Source organism: Vibrio sp. Y176 (genome assembly GCF_033438945.1).
On sequence record NZ_JAWOQS010000002.1, the window covers coordinates 915,828 to 933,356 of the forward strand.

The 17,529-nt window shown below is 47.2% G+C and carries 17 protein-coding genes, 1 rRNA gene and 1 riboswitch; of the genes, 6 read left to right on the forward strand and 12 right to left on the reverse strand.

The genetic code is table 11. From position 1 onward, the window contains the following. Positions 1 to 59: 59 nt before the first annotated feature. The 3 genes from R7O13_RS08280 to R7O13_RS08290 are packed head-to-tail and all read right to left on the reverse strand — an operon-like array spanning position 60 to position 1,788. Positions 60 to 530, reverse strand: a complete 471-nt coding sequence (locus R7O13_RS08280; RefSeq protein WP_005383318.1) for a GNAT family N-acetyltransferase — start codon at positions 528 to 530, stop codon at positions 60 to 62. Position 531: 1 nt separating this feature from the next. Then, positions 532 to 1,263, reverse strand: coding sequence for a glucose 1-dehydrogenase (locus tag R7O13_RS08285; protein ID WP_017821007.1), 732 nt, complete (start codon positions 1,261 to 1,263; stop codon positions 532 to 534). Between the two features lie 9 nt (positions 1,264 to 1,272). Continuing rightward, on the reverse strand, positions 1,273 to 1,788 hold the full coding sequence (locus R7O13_RS08290; RefSeq protein ID WP_154204132.1) for a GNAT family N-acetyltransferase: 516 nt from the start codon (positions 1,786 to 1,788) through the stop codon (positions 1,273 to 1,275). Between the two features lie 245 nt (positions 1,789 to 2,033). Here R7O13_RS08290 and R7O13_RS08295 point away from each other — a divergent pair, with 245 nt between their 5' ends. Further along, positions 2,034 to 3,152, forward strand: a complete 1,119-nt coding sequence (locus tag R7O13_RS08295) for a NapC/NirT family cytochrome c (RefSeq protein ID WP_318303543.1) — start codon at positions 2,034 to 2,036, stop codon at positions 3,150 to 3,152. A gap of 22 nt (positions 3,153 to 3,174) precedes the next feature. Further along, entirely contained in the window at positions 3,175 to 5,622 is a 2,448-nt protein-coding gene (locus R7O13_RS08300) for a trimethylamine-N-oxide reductase 2 (RefSeq protein WP_318303510.1), read from the forward strand. Between the two features lie 71 nt (positions 5,623 to 5,693). Here R7O13_RS08300 and R7O13_RS08305 read toward each other — a convergent pair whose 3' ends face one another. The 8 genes from R7O13_RS08305 to thiD all read right to left on the reverse strand — a co-directional run bounded on the left by R7O13_RS08305 (position 5,694) and on the right by thiD (position 12,227). Then, the gene (locus R7O13_RS08305) at positions 5,694 to 6,419 is read right to left on the reverse strand and encodes a phosphatase PAP2 family protein (protein WP_005374297.1); all 726 of its coding nucleotides are present in this window, start codon (positions 6,417 to 6,419) and stop codon (positions 5,694 to 5,696) included. Positions 6,420 to 6,629: 210 nt separating this feature from the next. Next, complete coding sequence (thiE, locus tag R7O13_RS08310; RefSeq protein ID WP_318303511.1) at positions 6,630 to 7,244, reverse strand: thiamine phosphate synthase; 615 nt, start codon at positions 7,242 to 7,244, stop codon at positions 6,630 to 6,632. A gap of 62 nt (positions 7,245 to 7,306) precedes the next feature. Then, positions 7,307 to 8,098, reverse strand: coding sequence for a hydroxyethylthiazole kinase (gene thiM / locus R7O13_RS08315; protein ID WP_318303513.1), 792 nt, complete (start codon positions 8,096 to 8,098; stop codon positions 7,307 to 7,309). A gap of 12 nt (positions 8,099 to 8,110) precedes the next feature. Beyond that, positions 8,111 to 8,779, reverse strand: a complete 669-nt coding sequence (tenA, locus tag R7O13_RS08320) for a thiaminase II (protein WP_033907186.1) — start codon at positions 8,777 to 8,779, stop codon at positions 8,111 to 8,113. 54 nt (positions 8,780 to 8,833) lie between these two features. Next, positions 8,834 to 9,784, reverse strand: coding sequence for an ABC transporter substrate-binding protein (locus R7O13_RS08325; protein WP_318303515.1), 951 nt, complete (start codon positions 9,782 to 9,784; stop codon positions 8,834 to 8,836). Positions 9,785 to 9,831: 47 nt separating this feature from the next. Beyond that, on the reverse strand, positions 9,832 to 10,632 hold the full coding sequence (locus R7O13_RS08330) for an ABC transporter permease (RefSeq protein WP_318303516.1): 801 nt from the start codon (positions 10,630 to 10,632) through the stop codon (positions 9,832 to 9,834). Then, positions 10,625 to 11,380, reverse strand: a complete 756-nt coding sequence (locus R7O13_RS08335) for an ABC transporter ATP-binding protein (protein WP_318303517.1) — start codon at positions 11,378 to 11,380, stop codon at positions 10,625 to 10,627. Before R7O13_RS08335 ends, R7O13_RS08330 begins: the two co-directional genes overlap by 8 nt. Then, the gene (gene thiD, locus R7O13_RS08340; RefSeq protein ID WP_318303519.1) at positions 11,370 to 12,227 is read right to left on the reverse strand and encodes a bifunctional hydroxymethylpyrimidine kinase/phosphomethylpyrimidine kinase; all 858 of its coding nucleotides are present in this window, start codon (positions 12,225 to 12,227) and stop codon (positions 11,370 to 11,372) included. The genes R7O13_RS08335 and thiD overlap by 11 nt, the downstream gene beginning before the upstream one ends. 97 nt (positions 12,228 to 12,324) lie before the next feature. Then, positions 12,325 to 12,432: riboswitch (TPP riboswitch) on the reverse strand. Positions 12,433 to 12,743: 311 nt separating this feature from the next. Between thiD and R7O13_RS08345 the strand changes: the two genes are divergently transcribed. Then, on the forward strand, positions 12,744 to 14,129 hold the full coding sequence (locus R7O13_RS08345) for a TldD/PmbA family protein (protein WP_318303521.1): 1,386 nt from the start codon (positions 12,744 to 12,746) through the stop codon (positions 14,127 to 14,129). Continuing rightward, positions 14,129 to 15,472: a TldD/PmbA family protein gene (locus tag R7O13_RS08350; RefSeq protein ID WP_047102520.1), complete on the forward strand. Its 1,344-nt coding sequence runs from the start codon at positions 14,129 to 14,131 to the stop codon at positions 15,470 to 15,472. Before R7O13_RS08345 ends, R7O13_RS08350 begins: the two co-directional genes overlap by 1 nt. A gap of 78 nt (positions 15,473 to 15,550) precedes the next feature. On the opposite strand, the gene trmY is transcribed toward R7O13_RS08350, so the two are convergent. Then, positions 15,551 to 16,150: a tRNA (pseudouridine(54)-N(1))-methyltransferase TrmY gene (trmY, locus tag R7O13_RS08355; protein WP_017634347.1), complete on the reverse strand. Its 600-nt coding sequence runs from the start codon at positions 16,148 to 16,150 to the stop codon at positions 15,551 to 15,553. Between the two features lie 158 nt (positions 16,151 to 16,308). On the opposite strand from trmY, the gene R7O13_RS08360 reads away from it, so the two are divergent. Together R7O13_RS08360 and R7O13_RS08365 are read left to right on the forward strand one after the other, a co-directional pair. Beyond that, complete coding sequence (locus tag R7O13_RS08360) at positions 16,309 to 16,833, forward strand: DUF3087 domain-containing protein (RefSeq protein ID WP_318303523.1); 525 nt, start codon at positions 16,309 to 16,311, stop codon at positions 16,831 to 16,833. A gap of 523 nt (positions 16,834 to 17,356) precedes the next feature. Then, positions 17,357 to 17,529, forward strand: a 16S ribosomal RNA gene (locus tag R7O13_RS08365); the annotation flags it as partial.

A 17,529-nucleotide genomic window follows, 5' to 3' on the forward strand; every position in this document is an offset into this window, starting at 1 on the left:
CATCGATAAATGCGATTTAGGTGGGTTTAGTCGTGAAAAGCGCTTAATTGTCGTTATCGTTACAAATGTTTCAGCATAATGCGTGAGTTAGTTTTAAAACCTTGATTATCGTAAAAGCGCTGTGCTGGCTGATTGAATTCCATCACTTCCAATCGAATTTGTGTGGCATTGGCGTCGCGCGCCCATTGCTCACAGGCTAGGAGCAGTTGGCGGCCGATTCCTTGCTGCTTTTGCGCTTCATCGACAACAATTGTTCCCACGCGACAAATTGGGTCTTTGATCAGAAAACTGACGGTGTCGTTTTGGGTGATCATCGCGGTTAAGAAGCCGAGAATTTGCTGTTCGCGTTCGGCAATCAAAAAGAGTCGCTCTTTGTTCTCTAGTGCTTGTGCAAGAAATTCGCGGTCAGCTCCTGAAGGCGCAACAAAGGCTTCTGGCGCATTCGCAAAATGCAGTGAATTAATTTGAAAATTAAGCTGAAAAATTCCGTCTAAATCTTCGGGAATCGCTTGTCGGATATGGACTTGCATTCTATCTGCCCCCTGCAATATCGATAAATGAACCTGTGACATAAGAGGCTTCGTCACTTAATAGCCAAGCGATCGCATTTGCTACTTCTTCTACCGTGCCACCGCGTTTAAGAGGAATTTGAGGGCTGAGTCTATCTACTCGGTTTGGTTCTCCGCCGTCGGCATGCATATCAGTGTAAATGAAACCAGGTCGAACGCCATTGACGCGAATATTGCGCTCTGCCAACTCTAGCGAGAGCCCTTTAGTTAAGGTATCCATCGCGCCTTTTGATGTGGCGTAATCGACATACTCAAATGGCGCGCCTGAGCGCGACGCTCCAGAGGAGACATTCACAATTGCACCGCCTGCACTGAATCGCCTCGCCGCTTCTCGACAGCAGAGAAAACAGCTATTCACATTGGTGTTCATTACTTTCTGAAAGCGTTCCAAGCTGATTTCTGACAAAGGCGATTGAGTAAATAGGATGCCAACGTTGTTGACCAAGTGCGTCACTGCACCAAATTCACGTTCTGTTTCATCAAACAAGGAGAGCACTTGCTTCTCATCGGCTACGTCTGCGGCGATGGCAATCGCTTTTCCACCGTTTGCTTGTATTTCTGCCACAACTTGGTCGGCGGCCTCTTGCTGAGTGCGGTAATTAACGCAAACGCGATAGCCTTGCTCGGCCAGCTTTTTTGCCGCTGCGGCTCCAATGCCTCGGCTTGCGCCGGTAATGATGACTACTTTATTCAAAATACGTCCTTATTTATATAGTGAGTAGATTTTATCGGCGTAGGGTTTGCCACCAATTTGGTATGCGTCTGGAATGACCTCAATGAGTTCGAAACCACATTTTATCAGGACACGCTCTGACGCAATATTGCCTTCAGTGACCGTCGCGGAAAAGTGGTTGATGTTATGTGTCGAGGTTGCCCAATATAGAAGCGCTTGAAGAGTTTCTGTTCCAAACTGTTGGCCATGAAATTCCGGCAAAAGTAAGTAACCTACCTCTGCCTTACCGTTTTCAATAGCAAAGCCAGTGATGCCGATGGGTTGCTCAGATTGCTTATCGAGTATTACAAGGCAAAGCCAATGCTGGCTATTTGGGGTCCATGGTAATAATCGCGAAGCAAATTTTTCTCTTATTTCTGTTTCGCTGGGACGATCGAAACAGAGCGCAATAACCTCTTGTTCGGAGAGTAATCGTTGAAAGAGTTCCCAGTCACTGGCTTTGATGGGTCTTAATTGGCTTCTGTGTGTCTCGATATAAACTGACATGCGTGTCCTTACTGCATCAATGTGGAGATTCAGTCTCTCATCCTCTTATCTGTTTAATCAAATAGTTGCATTCATAAAAGTGATTTATGTGGTGAATGGTTGGCTGGGTAATGGATTATTGCCATATATTCATCTTTGAGATGCAAATAACAAAACTTCATACTTGAGGCATACAGAGCAACACGGAAATGATGTGGATCAAGAGAGGGCTACCCATAAAGTAGTAATTTGCGACCTATAATTACATTTTATTTGGAAGTGTTGCTAATTATGTCAATAAAAAACGATATGTTGCACTGCTGGTTGCTGCCGGCATTGGTGTGGGCTGGTTAACTTTGGGGGGGAGTGCGGCAGTAATGCATTACACCTCAGATACTGAATTTTGTCTCTCGTGCCACTCTATGGAAACCCCTTACAAAGAGTACCAAGGCTCAGTGCACTTCAGTAATGCGAAAGGCATTCGCGCGGAATGTTCTGACTGTCATATTCCTCAAGAACCAATGGATTACCTGATCACCAAAATTCGCGCGTCGAAAGACATCTACCATGAATTTGTGACAGGTAAGATCGACACGCCAGAGAAATATGAAGCACATCGTAAAGATATGGCTGAAACGGTATGGGCTCAGTTCCGTGAAAATGATTCAGCGACGTGTCGTTCGTGTCATGATTTCGATGCAATGGAAGAGTTTGAGCAATCACGTGATGCGGCGAAGATGCACGCTTACGCGAAAGCAAACGATCAAACGTGTATCGATTGTCATAAAGGTGTGGCGCACTTTGCACCAGAAGCAGAGCTAGACAGCAAGGCATTTGAAACGTTGATGAGCTTCACCACAAAAACATCACCTGGTGCCAAAGTCGTTTACCCTGTGACTGAAATCGCAATGGGTGAGATGGGTAAAATTAACCCAACGACGAAGTTGGAAGTAATCAGCTCTGAAGGCGACAACCGCACTGTTAAGTTGAACGCATTCCAAATGAAAGGCGCAGAGCAAGTGCTTTACATGGGAGAAGGTCAACGTGCCATCGTAGCAACGCTAACAGAGCAAGGCCAACAAGCGCTTGAAACTGGTGAATTTGAGGCAGATGTTTACGGCAACGAATGGCGCTCGGTTTCTCTAACAGGTGCGATTGATTCTCCAGTTGTAGACACGCTTGATCCAGTATGGTCATACGCAGAAGAGTTGGACAACGTTTACTGTGCAACTTGTCACGCGAAAATTCCTTCAAATCACTTCACAGTGAACGCATGGGGACCGGTAGCGAAAAGTATGGGTGATCGAACTGATATTTCAGCCGAGAACCTAGAAATTCTAACCAAGTTCTTCCAGCACCACGCGAAAGATGTGGTTGGTCACTAACGATAAATAGAAGGATAAGATTATGACTAATATGACCCGTCGCGGATTTCTAAAAGGCACTGGTATGGCGGCTGGTGCAATGGCATTCACTTCATTTGCACCTATGTCTGTTGCGTCTTCTAATGCTCGCGGCAAAGGCATTCTAACGGCGGGCCGCATGGGCCCAATGCTGTGTGAAGTACAAGATGGTAAGTTGGTTTCGACCACCAATGCTCTGCCTCAAACTGTACCAAATAGCCTACAAAGCACTGGTCCTGACCAAGTGCACACTAAAGCGCGTGTTAAGTACCCAATGGTTCGTAAAGGTTACTTGGCAAACCCATCAGCTCCCGAAGGCGTTCGCGGCAGCGATGAATTTGTACGCGTGTCTTGGGATGAAGCTTACAAGCTGATCCACGAACAACACATGCGAATTCGCAAAGAATATGGCCCGGCTTCTGTGTTTGCAGGCTCTTACGGCTGGCGCTCAAGTGGCGTGCTGCACAAAGCACAAACCTTGCTGCAACGTTACATGAGCATGGCGGGCGGCTATTCAGGCCACTTGGGTGACTACTCAACGGGTGCTGCGCAGGTCATCATGCCGCACGTTGTGGGCTCTATCGAAGTGTATGAGCAACAAACCACGTACCCAGTGGTACTAGAGCACAGCGATGTGGTTGTGCTTTGGGGCTTAAACCCGATCAACACTCTAAAAATCGCGTGGAGCTCAACAGACTGTGCTGGTCTTGAGTTCTTCCATCAGTTGAAAAAATCAGGCAAGACGGTTATCGCTATTGACCCTATTCGTTCTGAAACCATCGAGTTCTTTGGTGAGAATGCGGAGTGGATTGCTCCTCACCCAATGACCGACGTGGCAATGATGATGGGTATCGCACACACCTTAGTGAAACAAGGTAAGCACGATAAAGCCTTCCTCGATAAATACACCGCAGGTTACGACAAGTTTGAAGCGTACCTGATGGGCGAAGAAGACGGCGTAGAAAAATCAGCAGAATGGGCATCACAAATCTGTGGCGTACCTGCGAAGCAACTTGAGCTACTGGCTGACATCTTCAGTAAAAACCGCACCATGCTGATGGCGGGTTGGGGCATGCAGCGCCAACAATACGGTGAGCAGCGTCACTGGATGCTGGTTACACTGGCAACGATGTTGGGTCAGATCGGTTTACCGGGCGGTGGTTTTGGTTTCTCTTACCACTACTCAAACGGTGGTAACCCTGCTCGTGATGCTGGCGTGCTTCCTGCGATTTCGGCATCACTGGGTGGTGGCTCTTCTGCGGGTAACGACTGGGCGGTGTCTGGCGCGGTGCAAAGCTTCCCTGTGGCGCGTATTGTCGAGGCGTTGGAAAACCCAGGTCAATCCTACCATCATAACGGTCATGAACTGACGTTCCCGGACATCAAGATGATTTGGTGGGCAGGTGGTGCGAACTTTACTCATCACCAAGACACCAACCGCTTGATTAAAGCGTGGCAAAAGCCTGAACTGATCGTGATTTCAGAGCCTTACTGGACGGCGGCTGCGAAGCATGCGGACATCGTTCTGCCAATCACCACATCGTTTGAGCGTAACGACTTAACGATGACAGGTGACTACAGTAACCAACACTTGGTGCCAATGAAACAAGTGGTTGAGCCGCAAGGTGAAGCGCGTAATGACTTCGACGTATTCGCGGACATGGCAGAGATGCTAGCACCGGGTGGCCGTGATGTGTACACCGAAGGCAAAACCGAAATGGAATGGTTGTACGGCTTCTATAAGGCGGCGCAACAAGGTGGCCGTGGCTCTCGCATTGCAATGCCGAACTTCAGCAAGTTCTGGGAAGATAACCAACTGATCGAGATGAAGTGGAACGAGAAGAACGCACAGTTTGTTCGTTACGCGGATTTCCGTGAAGACCCGATCATGAACCCGCTAGGTACGCCAAGTGGTAAGATTGAAATCTTCTCGAAAACCATTGAAGGTTACCAGTTGGAAGACTGTCCTCCACACCCAACTTGGATGGCACCAACCGAGTACACCGGCAATGCAAAAGATGGCGAGTTGCAGTTAATGACCGCGCACGCAGCGCATCGTCTCCACAGTCAGTTTAACTACGCGAAGATTCGCGAAGAGTACGCAATTGCAAACCGTGAACCTATTTGGATTCACCCTGAAGATGCGAAAGCGCGTGGTATTAAAACAGGCGATCTAGTTCGTGCGTTTAACAACCGTGGCCAAGTATTGGTCGGCGCGGAAGTGACTGACCGAATCAAGCAAGGTTCAGTATGTATTCATGAAGGCGGCTGGCCGGATCTGGATCCGAAAACCGGCATTTGTAAGAACGGCGGTTGTAACGTGTTAACGTTGGATATTCCGACCTCTCGACTTGCAAACGGCTGTGCGGCGAACTCGGCACTGGTTCGTATTGAAAAATACACTGGCCCAGAATTAGAACTAACAGCGTTTGAACCACCAAAAAATGGCTAGAAAAAAGTAGCGCTTGAAAGCAAGAAGCCAGCGAATCGCTGGCTTCTTTTTTTATCTAGTAATCGCTCACATTAGCGCGAAGCGAGAGAAACAAACGGCATCTGTTTCTTAATCTGAAATGTCGGGAGTAAAGTAAATACAATCGCGACAAACAAGACTGAGCCTATTAAATCTTCAGGGCGATGCATGCCCAGCCATAAGCGGCTATATGCGACGCTCATTCCCCACATCCACAATGACAGTGCAGAGATATAGCACTTGTTCTGTAAGAACAACCCACCAAAGAAAGCCAAACAAATCGAAACGAAAATCGTATGGCCCGACGGGAAAGAATAGTCTTTCTCGCCTTGCCAATGGCGCGTCCGCCAATCACTGACGTGTTCAGAAATCTGGTTAATTACGTTGGCTTGCTGCTTTGTATCCAACTGATAAAACGCGTCTGGGTGCTCAATCAATTGTTCTGCTGCGAGCAATTCCGTGTAGGGACGCGGGCTTTCTGTCATCAGTTTTAGCCCCGTTTTGCTGGCAAAACCAATCACCAGTAACAACCCTAACATTGAGAGTTTTTGTATCCACTCAATGCGACTTGGTTTAAAGCGAAATAAAGAAAGCAGTAGCAGTGTTAACGTAATTAAAAAGCCTTTGCTACCAGCAGAATCTGTGAGCAAAGTAAAAGTAATACCCAGACTTTCAGGCACTTGTGAAGTGAGATTGTGATAAGAGCCAAACAGCGACATTGGGATGATGCCAAGAACAAACAAGGCGAGCATCATCAATCCATATTTTTTGGTTTTCATTGAGAGCGTTTTGTTTTTATTGAGGGTTATTCAACCACGTGAAAATAAGGGGCTTATCTTACGTTATCTGGCGTGAAAAACTTATCAACGCTCTGTCAATTCGAGCGTGAAAGTGATATTGCAGCTCTTCGTTGTGAAAGGAGAGGTTGTTGAAAGTACTGAAAGGCAAACGCGCTCATCCATAAGCGCTTTGTTCAGGCGTGAGCAAGGTTAGCTCATCAACCCTAATAAATATTCCGATGCGGCTTTTGGATCTTCTGCGTGGCAAATCGCTGAAACCAAAGCTAAGCCGTGAACACCAGTGGCGCTAAGCTGTGGAATGTTACTTTCGTTAATGCCGCCAATGGCAACAATCGGCAGTGAAGTCGTCTCTAACGCCATTTTCAAACCTTCAATACCCCAGTGTTTTTTGGTGTTGGTTTTGGTCGGCGTCGCGAAGATGGCACTCAAGCCGATGTAATCAATGGGCAGAGACCCCGCCTCTGCCAACTGCTCTTCAGTCTCAATCGATAAGCCGAGAATCTTGTTTGGGCCAATCAATTGACGAGCAATCCCCGCAGGAATGTCTGACTGTCCGAGGTGAACCCCATCCGCATCGACGGCAAGGGCAACATCAACACGATCATTGATGATTAACGGGACGCCAGTGCCTTCAAGGATCGTCTTCACGGCTTGAGCTCGTTCAATAAATGCACGAACGTCACCATGTTTTTCGCGCACCTGTACCATGGTGACCCCACCTTCTATCGCCTTTCTTACAACGTGTTTGAGAGTGGATAAATCTTGTTGGTCGTCGGTGACCAAATACAAACGATAAGCGTTCATTATGTTTCCTTTGGGCCTCTCTCCTAGATGGAATGAGAGGCCGGTATTTGTTAGAGAAAAGCTTAGCTCACTTGCAGCTTTAAGCGTTTTGCCAGCGTTTCTTCATCCAACTGGTAAAGCTCATCCAACAGGTTCATTTGCAGGCTACCTGGGCCGCGAGCTTGTTCCGCTGCAATCTCGCCAACAACGCCCAGTACCGCCGCTGCAGCAAGGCCGGTATCATCACCAACAGCAGCAAAAGCGCCTGTAAGAGCCGTGAGCGTACAACCCATTCCGGTTACGTATGGCATCATCTCGTGACCATTGTTCAGTTGCACGGCTTGTTCCTTCGTGACGATGTAATCAGTCTCGCCAGAAATCACCACACTTGCACCATATTCTGCGACTAAGAAGTTTGCTGCGCCAAGTGCTGCGTCGCTGCTGTCTAACGCATCGACGCCTTTGCTTTGTGCTTGCTCGCCAGCGAGTGCAATGATTTCTGAGGCGTTACCACGGATGATCAGCTTGTTTGCAAGGAGTGCGATTTCACGTGATGTCTCGGTACGTAGTGAGCTTGCTCCACAACCGACAGGGTCGAGTACAACGATTTTACCATTGGCATTGGCTTGCTCTACGGCATAGCTCATACGCGGTGTCCAAACGCTATCTAGTGTACCGATGTTGATAACCAGTGCGCCCGCGAACGACATCATCTCTGCCATTTCCTGCTTGGAGTGCGCCATGATTGGAGAAGCGCCGATAGCCAATAGCGCGTTTGCCGTGTTGTTCATCACCACGTAGTTAGTGATGTTGACGACTAATGGTTTTTGCTGGCGTACTGCGGTTAATGCTTGGGTGATTTGTTCAATTAACATGAGACTCTCCGATTAATCTTGCTGAGCGTTCAGACCTTGTTGCCAGAATGCTACTTCCATACGCGTTGCGGTTTTGAATACCTGAATCAGGTTTTGACCGCGCTGGCTGTTGATATCAATTTCTGCTAGCAACTGATTAAAGTGTTCTGCCCCTTTTGCGACACCAGATTGGAATTCCTCACCACCGTAGAGGTTGATCCAGCTTGCGTATGGGTTACCTTCGATTACCGTGTTCTCATCTTCAATCAGCATCTTACCGATTACGGCATAACCGATGGAGCATGGCGCTAGTGCCGCGTATAGATCAACAAGATCGCCGGTCATGCCAGCATCTAATACGTAGCGGGTGTAAGCCACAGTGCCGAAATCTTCTGGCTCGTTTTCTAGGTCGGATTCCGTCAGTCCCCATTGCTCACAGTAAGTCACGTGATGGGCGATTTCAGAATCGAGCAATGCATGTACGCTTGGTAGGGCGCGGCGCATGTCATCCAAAGTACGCGCTTTGTAGATCGCTAATGCGTAAGCTCGCGCGTACTGTTTTAGGAAAAGAAAATCCTGCTTTAGGTAATGCAGAAAACAAGGCTGAGCCAGAGTGCCTTGCGCTAATTGCTGCACGAAAGCATGCTCAGTGTATTCTTGCCAATCTTGGCGGCAAGCGTCGATCAAATCTTGGTATTTCATTATGGGTATCTCGTTATCAAATGGCCCTAGGCTTAGATCCTAAGGTCAGTAGAATTAGTCAAAGTTCGGTACGTAATCTTTCGCTTTTGGCAGTGTTTCGATGATTTTTTGTGAATACATAAACTCGGCGTAATCATCGTAGCGCTTCAGATCTACAGCAGATGGACGAAGAGCGAACCGAGTTAGCGTGTCGTTCCAAGCGCGTTGGTTAAGCTCGTTGTTGAGCGTGTCTGGTGAATAAGCCACAAACTCTTTCCACGACTCTTTTGGATGGTTAACGATGTAAGTGGTCGCTTGCTCTAGTGCTTTGTTGAATGCCTTGATGGCTTCTTTGTCGTAGTTTTTTGCATTGGCAACGAAGACTAACTCGTCATACGCTGGCACGCCGTGTTCTTCAGGGAAGAAGGCCTTAGCTTTATAACCTTCTAGTGCCAGTTGGTTGGTTTCGAAGTTACGTAGACCGCCCCAAATCGCATCCACCTTGCCAGACGCAAGAGACGAAGACAGCGCCCAACCTACGTTGATGATTTGTACGTCAGAAAACTTCACGTTTTCTTGCGCTAGCATGGTGCCGATTGTCGCTTCTTCGTTGCCTGCGATCGCAATACCGATCTTCTTGCCTTTTAAGTCGCCAAGGTTTTCATTCTTACCGTTATCCAGCACCATCAACGTGTTGAGTGGCGTAGCAATCAAAGTCGCAGAGCGGATTAGTGGCAAACCAGCCGCGACATCGATAGTTAGGCTCGGTTGGTAAGAAATCGCCATGTCGACCTTGCCAGCAGCGACCAATTTAGGAGGTGTACTTGGATCTGCAGGCTCTTGAATGTTGACCTTCAAACCTTGTTCTTTGAAGTAACCACGCTCTTTGGCAATCACGATAGGACCATGATTTGGGTTGACGAACCAATCCAACATCAGTGTCATCTCTTTTTCTGCTGCAAGCACATTGATTGATACCACTGAAGCGAGTAGAGCAGCAGCGCTCATAAGTTTGTTTTTATTCACGGGGTTCTTCCTTTTCTTTCCCAATTTTCTTTGGTTATTTTTTGTAATTATTTGCTTTCCCAAGGGATGGCTTTTTTCAATAATTTATCGGTGATGAAGTAGAGTGAGATAGACAGCACGGCTAGGATAAACAGCGCCGCAAACATCTCATCAATGATCATGCGAGCATTAGCTTGGAGCATCAGATAACCCAAGCCTTCACTTGAACCTACCCACTCACCGACCACTGCTCCAATCGGCGCAATAACGACGGCAACACGAATGCCTGAGGCTAAAGTTGGTAGGGCGGCTGGCAATTGAATATGACGAAGTAACTGCCATTTAGACGCGCCCATGGTCTTGGCAAGGTCGAGGTAACCTGTTGGTGTATTACGTAAGCCGTCGTAGCAACATGTGGTGACGGGGAAAAAGATGATGATCGCCGCCATGACTACTTTCGATGCAATGCCGTAACCGAGCCAAAGCATGAGCACTGGCGCGATGGCGAACACAGGGATCGCTTGGCTAGCAATCAGAATAGGCAATAACCAACGCTTCAGCGGCTCGAACATCAGCATTTGCAATGCGAACAGCAAACCCATCGATAATCCAAGCGCCAAGCCAAGTAAGATCTCTTGCGCGGTAACCCAAGTATGTTTGAGCAAGACATCGTAACGAGTGACCAATCTATCCAGCACTTCAATTGGTGAAGGTAAGATGAAGCCTGGCATGTCGAATACCACCACAACCAACTGCCACAATCCCAAGATCACCGCTGTGCTGATAACTAAGCGCAGAGCCGGATGGGTCACGCGTTCTTTTTTACTAATACGTGCCGAAACGGAGTTGTACTGAGTCATATCACTCATAGTCTTTCTCCAATTGATCCAAAATCGCTTGTTGAAGCGCGGCGCACTCTCCATCGAGAACTCGTGGTGGCTTGGAATCCTGAACAACCAAGTGCTGAGCTTGCGCAGGCGTGCCTTGCAGTACATAGAGTTGGTGAGCTAATCGCACCGCTTCTTGTGGGTCGTGGGTAATAAGAACAACGGTTTTATCTTTCAGTAACTCGGCAGACAAGGTTTGCAACTTATGGCGAGTAACCGCGTCCAGTGCAGAGAAAGGCTCATCCATCAGAACTAGAGGCTTGTCTTGCATCAGAGTGCGAGCAAGGGCAACACGCTGTCTCATGCCGCCAGATAGTTGAGCTGGCTTAGCATCCGCGTAATCGGCGAGTCCCACTTGGCTGAGTAAAGTCAGTGCACGTTGTTTATTTTGCTCTGGTGCTTGCACTTGAGAAAATCGAGAACTGAGGCAGACGTTGTCTAACACATTCAACCACGGTAGCAATAAATCCTGCTGAGCCATGTAAGCGATACGGTCATGCAGTGCAGCGCCATCCGTTGTGATGAGTTCGCCATGCCAGTCAACTTGGTCATCCAGTAGGCCAGCTAAGTAACGCAATATTGTGGTTTTCCCGCAGCCACTTCGTCCGAGTAATACCGTCCATTTACCGACGGGAATGGTCATGTTCATTCCTGCTAAAGTCGGTGTTTGGCTATCTTTGTATCGCAGGCTAGCATCGGAAAGCTGAATGCCAATCGCGTTAGCGAACATAGGTATGACCCGCAAAGAAGTGATTCACAGGGCCGTGACCTTTACCGACATCCAATTCATCAGCGTGTGCGATAGCTTGGCTGATGTACTGCTTACCAAGGTGCACCGCTTTGTGTAGGTTGTTGCCTTGGCTAAGGTAAGACGCAATGGCGGAAGACAGTGTACAGCCTGTGCCATGAGTGTTTTTGGTTGGAAATCGCTTGGCGCTAATTAACTCGGCACTGTCTTGCATGATAAGCAGATCGTTGCTGTTTTCATTTTCTTCAAGGTGACCGCCTTTGAGCAGAATAGCTTTGGCGCCAAGCGCACGAAGGTCGGTAATCATATCGTTCATTTCAGATTCTGATTGAGGCATTGGCTTACCCGTCAATGCTGCGCCTTCGGGTAGGTTAGGGGTAATGATGTCTGCGAGCGGAATCAATTCTTCTTTTAAAGTGCTGATTGCCGACTGTTCCAGTAATAGATCGCCGCTGGTGGCCACCATCACAGGGTCAATCACGAGGTGTTTTGGCTGGTATTGTTTAATTTTGTCTGCAACGACTTTGAGGATGTTGGAATCGGCCAGCATGCCCACTTTGACTGCAACGATGTTGAGGTCGGTAAATACTGCATCAAGTTGGCTCTCTACATGGTCGAGAGGAATGGGGAAAATCGCAGAAACGCCTTGGGTATTCTGCGAAGTAATCGCCGTGATTACCGAGCAAGCAAAACTGCCGGTTGCGGACATCGCTTTGATGTCGGCTTGAATACCTGCACCGCCACCACTGTCTGAACCCGCGATGGTCAATACGATAGGGGTAGGCAAGGCTGGCGTTTGATGTGAATGAGGTTGTGATTGCTGCGTCATGGTCGCTCCTACTACAAGACGTATAGGAACTGACTTTGACCGTTGCAGATAGATCGATTTTTCGATCGCTATCGCTTATCTAAGAGGGGCGACGAAAGGCAAAGTGTGCATAGTTCCCTACGTCAGTGCTAACTGAATCAGGTTCAACGGGTCTCGAATTTCGATCTCAGCCAACACTTGTCGTGTGGCCCCCCGACTATTTCGTTCGGATGATAGCAGGACCATTGCGGAAGGGATACGTTTTTTGAGCGTAATTATAATGAGTATTCAATTATGCGAGGTGAGTGATAAAGTAAGCACCTAAATGGTTTGCTGGGTGGAATTTACTAGTGCAACGCTCTGGTGAATGAGCAGAACCTGGAATATTTAATAAATAATCGTGGTCTCGTTAAGCAAGGATTAGCACAAAACAAGGTTAAAAAACTGTTAAAATTTAACGTGTTGCCAATTTAACTTTGTTGAACTTTTTCACAGTTAATTAGGATGGCTAAGACGATCATCGAGCAAGGAGACTTCATGCTTAATTCTGTAACAGCGAAGTCAGTGATCGATCATGCGCTCTTTTTGGGGGCTGATTTCGCTGAACTATTCGTTGAACATCACCAAACCAACACTGTCCAGATCGCATCTGGTGAGGTGGACAAGGTTAACTCGGGTATCGATTTTGGTATCGGTATTCGTCTTTTTTTCGGTCATAAGGTGCTTTACGGTTACACCAACAGCACAGATGAAGCCGAACTAAAGCGCGTAACCTCGCTGCTTGCTGCAAAAGACAAGCGTGAGCAAATCGCGTCAGCGGGTTCTTTGAATTTGAACCGCTACCCAATCCAACATGGTTGCCGCATGTCGCTAAGTAAGGATGCTAACCTAGATTCAAAAATCGCGTTTCTATTGAAAGTTGACCAAGCCGCACGTGCTGAGAGTGAGCATATCAGCCAGTTTATTGGCAGCGTTCTTCAGCGCGAGCAACAAGTGTCTATCTTCAACTCAGAAGGCCTACACGTTGACGATACTCGCCACTACATTCGTGTTGCTGGTAACACTGTCGCGCAAAAAGGTAATGAGCAGTCTTCTGGTATGGAAGGTCCTGGTGCTCTTGCTGGCTGGGAGTTCAGTGAACAGCTTGATGCGAAAGAGCTAGGTCAAACTATCGCGCAACAAGCGTTGGTAAAACTTGGCGCTGATGCTTGTCCATCGGGTGAAATGCCAGTGGTAATTGGTAACGGCTTTGGCGGCGTTATCTTCCATGAAGCGTGTGGTCACTTGCTAGAAACCACTTCGGTTGCGAAGAAAGCTTCAGTATTCCACGACAAGATGGGCGAAATGGTTGCTCACACCGCGGTGAATGCAGTCGATGATGGCACCATGACCAACGAATGGGGCTCGATTCATGTTGATGACGAAGGCATGAAGACTCAGCGCACCCAATTGATCAAAGACGGTAAGCTAACCAGCTTTATGGTCGATAAAATGGGTGGCATGAAGACAGGTTACGAACCTACGGGTTCTGGTCGTCGTCAAAACTACAAGTTCGCACCAACCTCGCGTATGCGTAATACCTTTATCGAAGAAGGCGAGCATTCACTTGATGACATGCTGGCAGGCATCGAGCGTGGTATCTATGCGAAGAAGATGGGCGGTGGCTCGGTTCAACCGGGTACGGGTGAGTTTAACTTTGCTGTTCGTGAAGCTTATCTCATTGAAAATGGCAAAATCACCAAGCCTCTGAAAACAGCAACGCTGATCAGCACGGGTCCAAAAGTGTTGAAAGAAATCAGCATGGTCGGCAAAGACATGGCACTTGCGCCGGGCATGTGTGGTTCCGTGAGTGGTTCAGTACCAACAACTGTCGGTCAGCCAACGCTGAAAGTAGATAACATTCTGGTAGGAGGCGGTAACTAATGAGCCAAGAACAACAACTTCTTAATGCGGTTGATTACGTCCTATCAGAAGCAAAACGCCAAGGTGCAGAAGCGGACGTCATTGTAAACCGTAACAGTAGCTTTTCTTTGAAAGCGAACCAAGGAAAGCTGGATGAGTACAAAGTAAGCTCAAGCCAAGTTCTGGGTGTTCGTGTTGTGAAAGATGCGCGTGTTGCAACGAGCTATTCTGAGTCGTTAGAACAACCAAGCTTAGATTTGATGCTGACTAATGCACTGCAAAGCGCTCGTTTTTCCAAGCAAGATGAACATCAGACCATTAGTTGTGTGAACAGCCAAATCACGACTGACGTGGCTGAGATTGCTCAAGAAGACACAACTTCGGTTGATGAAAAAATTGAACTGTCTCTCGCACTTGAGCAAGGCGTAGTGGCTCTGCCTCACGCTTCTAGCGCACCTTACAATGGTTACAGCGATGGCGAAACACAACTGATCATTGCCAATACTCAAGGCACATTGTGTCAACACTTCGAGCGCTCGTTCACTTGTTACGCGTATACCTTGTTTGAAAAAGACGGCAAACAGTCAATGGCGGGTAGAATGTCACTTGGTCGCCGTTTTGATGAGTTGAATCCAGCTTACTGTATCGAAGGTGGCTACAACCTTGCTCGTGATCTTCTGGAAGGTGCTCCGGTTGCGACAGGTAACTACCCTGCTATTTTCCACATTAATGCGCTAGCAAGTTTATTCGGTGCTTTCGGCAGTGCTTTCTCTGGCGTAAGCGCGATGAAAGGCATTACGCCACTGGGTGACAAGCTTGGTCAACGTGTTGCGAGTGATTTAATTACCTTTACTGATACGGCTTACATGCCAAATGGTATGGCAATCGCGAGTTTTGATAGTGAAGGCTTCGCTACTCAAGATAATGTGTTGATCGCCAATGGCCAACTGAATACGCTATTGCACAATAGCCAAACAGCGAATTATTTGGGTGCAGTGTCGACGGCAAGTGCCGCTCGCGGTGCAAAATCGAGCTTAGACGTATCAGCGAATCACAAAGTGATTGCGACAGGCAACAGCAGTGCATCAGAAGTAAAAGCGGGAGAGTACCTAGAGTTAGTCGAGCTTCAAGGTGTCCATTCTGGTGCGGATGCAGTGAGTGGTGATTTCTCATTTGGTGCGAGTGGCTTCTTGTGCCGTGATGGAGAGCGCGTTCAACCAGTTCGTGGGATCACGGTAGCGGGTAACTTCTACAAGATGCTGCAAGAAGTTGAGGCAGTGGGTGATACTCAGTTAATTAACGATAGCCGAACTTTCTTCTCGCCAGACGTTCGTTTTGCTCGTTTGAGCATTGGTGGTAAGTAAACTTAGCATCCCTATAGAAACAAAAAAGAGGACTCAATGGAGTCCTCTTTCATTGTCTAGCAACGTGTGCGTGAATAACTAGAATTCGCGTATGTCCAACTCATTGTGGATCAATACCACACACTGAGAAGCGAAAAGCATCTTAGGACCTAAGCTGATCTTCTCTGTGCCAAGGCGCTTTAAGCTGTTAAAAGACTTTTTCGGCATCGGTATATGGTCAGTTAGCAAGAAACATGGATTTTCACCAATTTCTGCATCACGAACAAATTCGCCTTTCTTATCCAACATATATAGTTGGTGATCTTCTGCCAGCTCTTGTACTAGGCGTTCAAAGCTCACTGTACGAACGGTAATACCAGGTTCGACTTCACGAAGTTGCTCTTTACCCATACCAACCGAAGCATCCAAAGCGCGAGCCACTGCTGCAATCAAGGTTGACTCATGGAAGCCGCCAATGTTGGTGATGTCGTTGGAGCGAATAGTAATGGTGCGTGAGAAGTCTTTTGTGCTTTCCAAAACCAAGTGAACAACCACATCTTCACGGTGTGATTGAGCAACGAACATAGTGTTCATCATGGTATGAGCAAGAATCTCTGTATGCGCTTCATTACCAACACCTTCTAACAGTGCTTTGCTGGTGGTTGGCGCCGCGCGAGCTCGTAAAACAAAAGAGCGCATGAATTTAGCCTCTATATAGGAAGAGTGAATGCGCGGAAGTATATACCCAAGCAGGGAAGGGATGCGAGTTTAATAGCAAATGTGAACTTACTTACAAAGCTTCGATTGTCGTGCGGAGTGCGCTGGTTAAAATAGAGGTAACCTGTTAGGAGCGGTATATGGAAATCAAACAGATAAATAAAGACATTTATAAAAAGAAAGTAAACCTTGTGATTGGCGGTTTTGTTGCGTTGCTCGCCATCCCCTCTCTTGCCTTTAGTACCTTGTTGATTGTTTTGTTTGGCAACACTGAAGTCGTACCAGAACAATCAACGGGCAATTTCCATTGGAATTTGATTGGTGTCGTTCTCGCAGTTGCAACTTCCCTCTCTTTATTGAATCACATTAAAACTCGACCATACATGGAAGAAGTGCTGTACGTTTGGAAACTCAAGCAACTGCACAACAAAATCTTTCGTAAACTAAAAAGCATTAAAGCAGCCGCGAGCAATGACGATGTAAAAGCGCTCACTACGCTTAAGTTCTATTACACCACGCAACGCCAAGTGTTTGAGCTAGACAACAACACACTGACGATGAGCAGTGTAAATAAAGAACTAGAGGCTATCGAGCAAATCGAAGCGGCGCAATCACTGAGTCTCGATATCACAGGCTTTGAAGAGTCTTGGATAGACACATATTGATTGCCTATTTGCTACTTGAAGTTAACAACTGAGTGCTAAAAATAAGCGTTTGAGTGAGATTTAATCATTCGACGCTTTTTTTTGAATTTTTTTCTGAAAAGGGGTTGCCAAGAAAAATCATCTCCCTATAATGCGCCTCCGTTGTCAGGGCAAAGCGGAAACGCAAAAGCGGTTGGCAAGAAGGCGAAAGAAAACTTCTAAAAATTAATTTAAAAAAGTGTTTGACACTGAAAATTAATTCCTTAGAATACGCCTCCGCTTCGATAGCAAAGCTTACGAAGCAAGCTCTTTAACAATATAGACCTATCAATCTGTGTGGGCACTCGTTGATGATAATCCAATTAGATACTTCGGTATCAAATTAGGTTTCAATGAAACGAAGTGACCAATCAAGTCTTCGGACTTGGAACAGTCAATTCATTATCGTTCTGTTGGAACGATAATAGCTTTAAAATTACATTAGTAGTTTTGAAGTCAGTATTCATTGAGCCTCTCCCTATTTATTTAGGGAATCAAAAACTTTAAATTGAAGAGTTTGATCATGGCTCAGATTGAACGCTGGCGGCAGGCCTAACACATGCAAGTCGAGCGGAAACGAGTTATCTGAGCCTTCGGGGGACGATAACGGCGTCGAGCGGCGGACGGGTGAGTAATGCCTAGGAAATTGCCCTGATGTGGGGGATAACCATTGGAAAC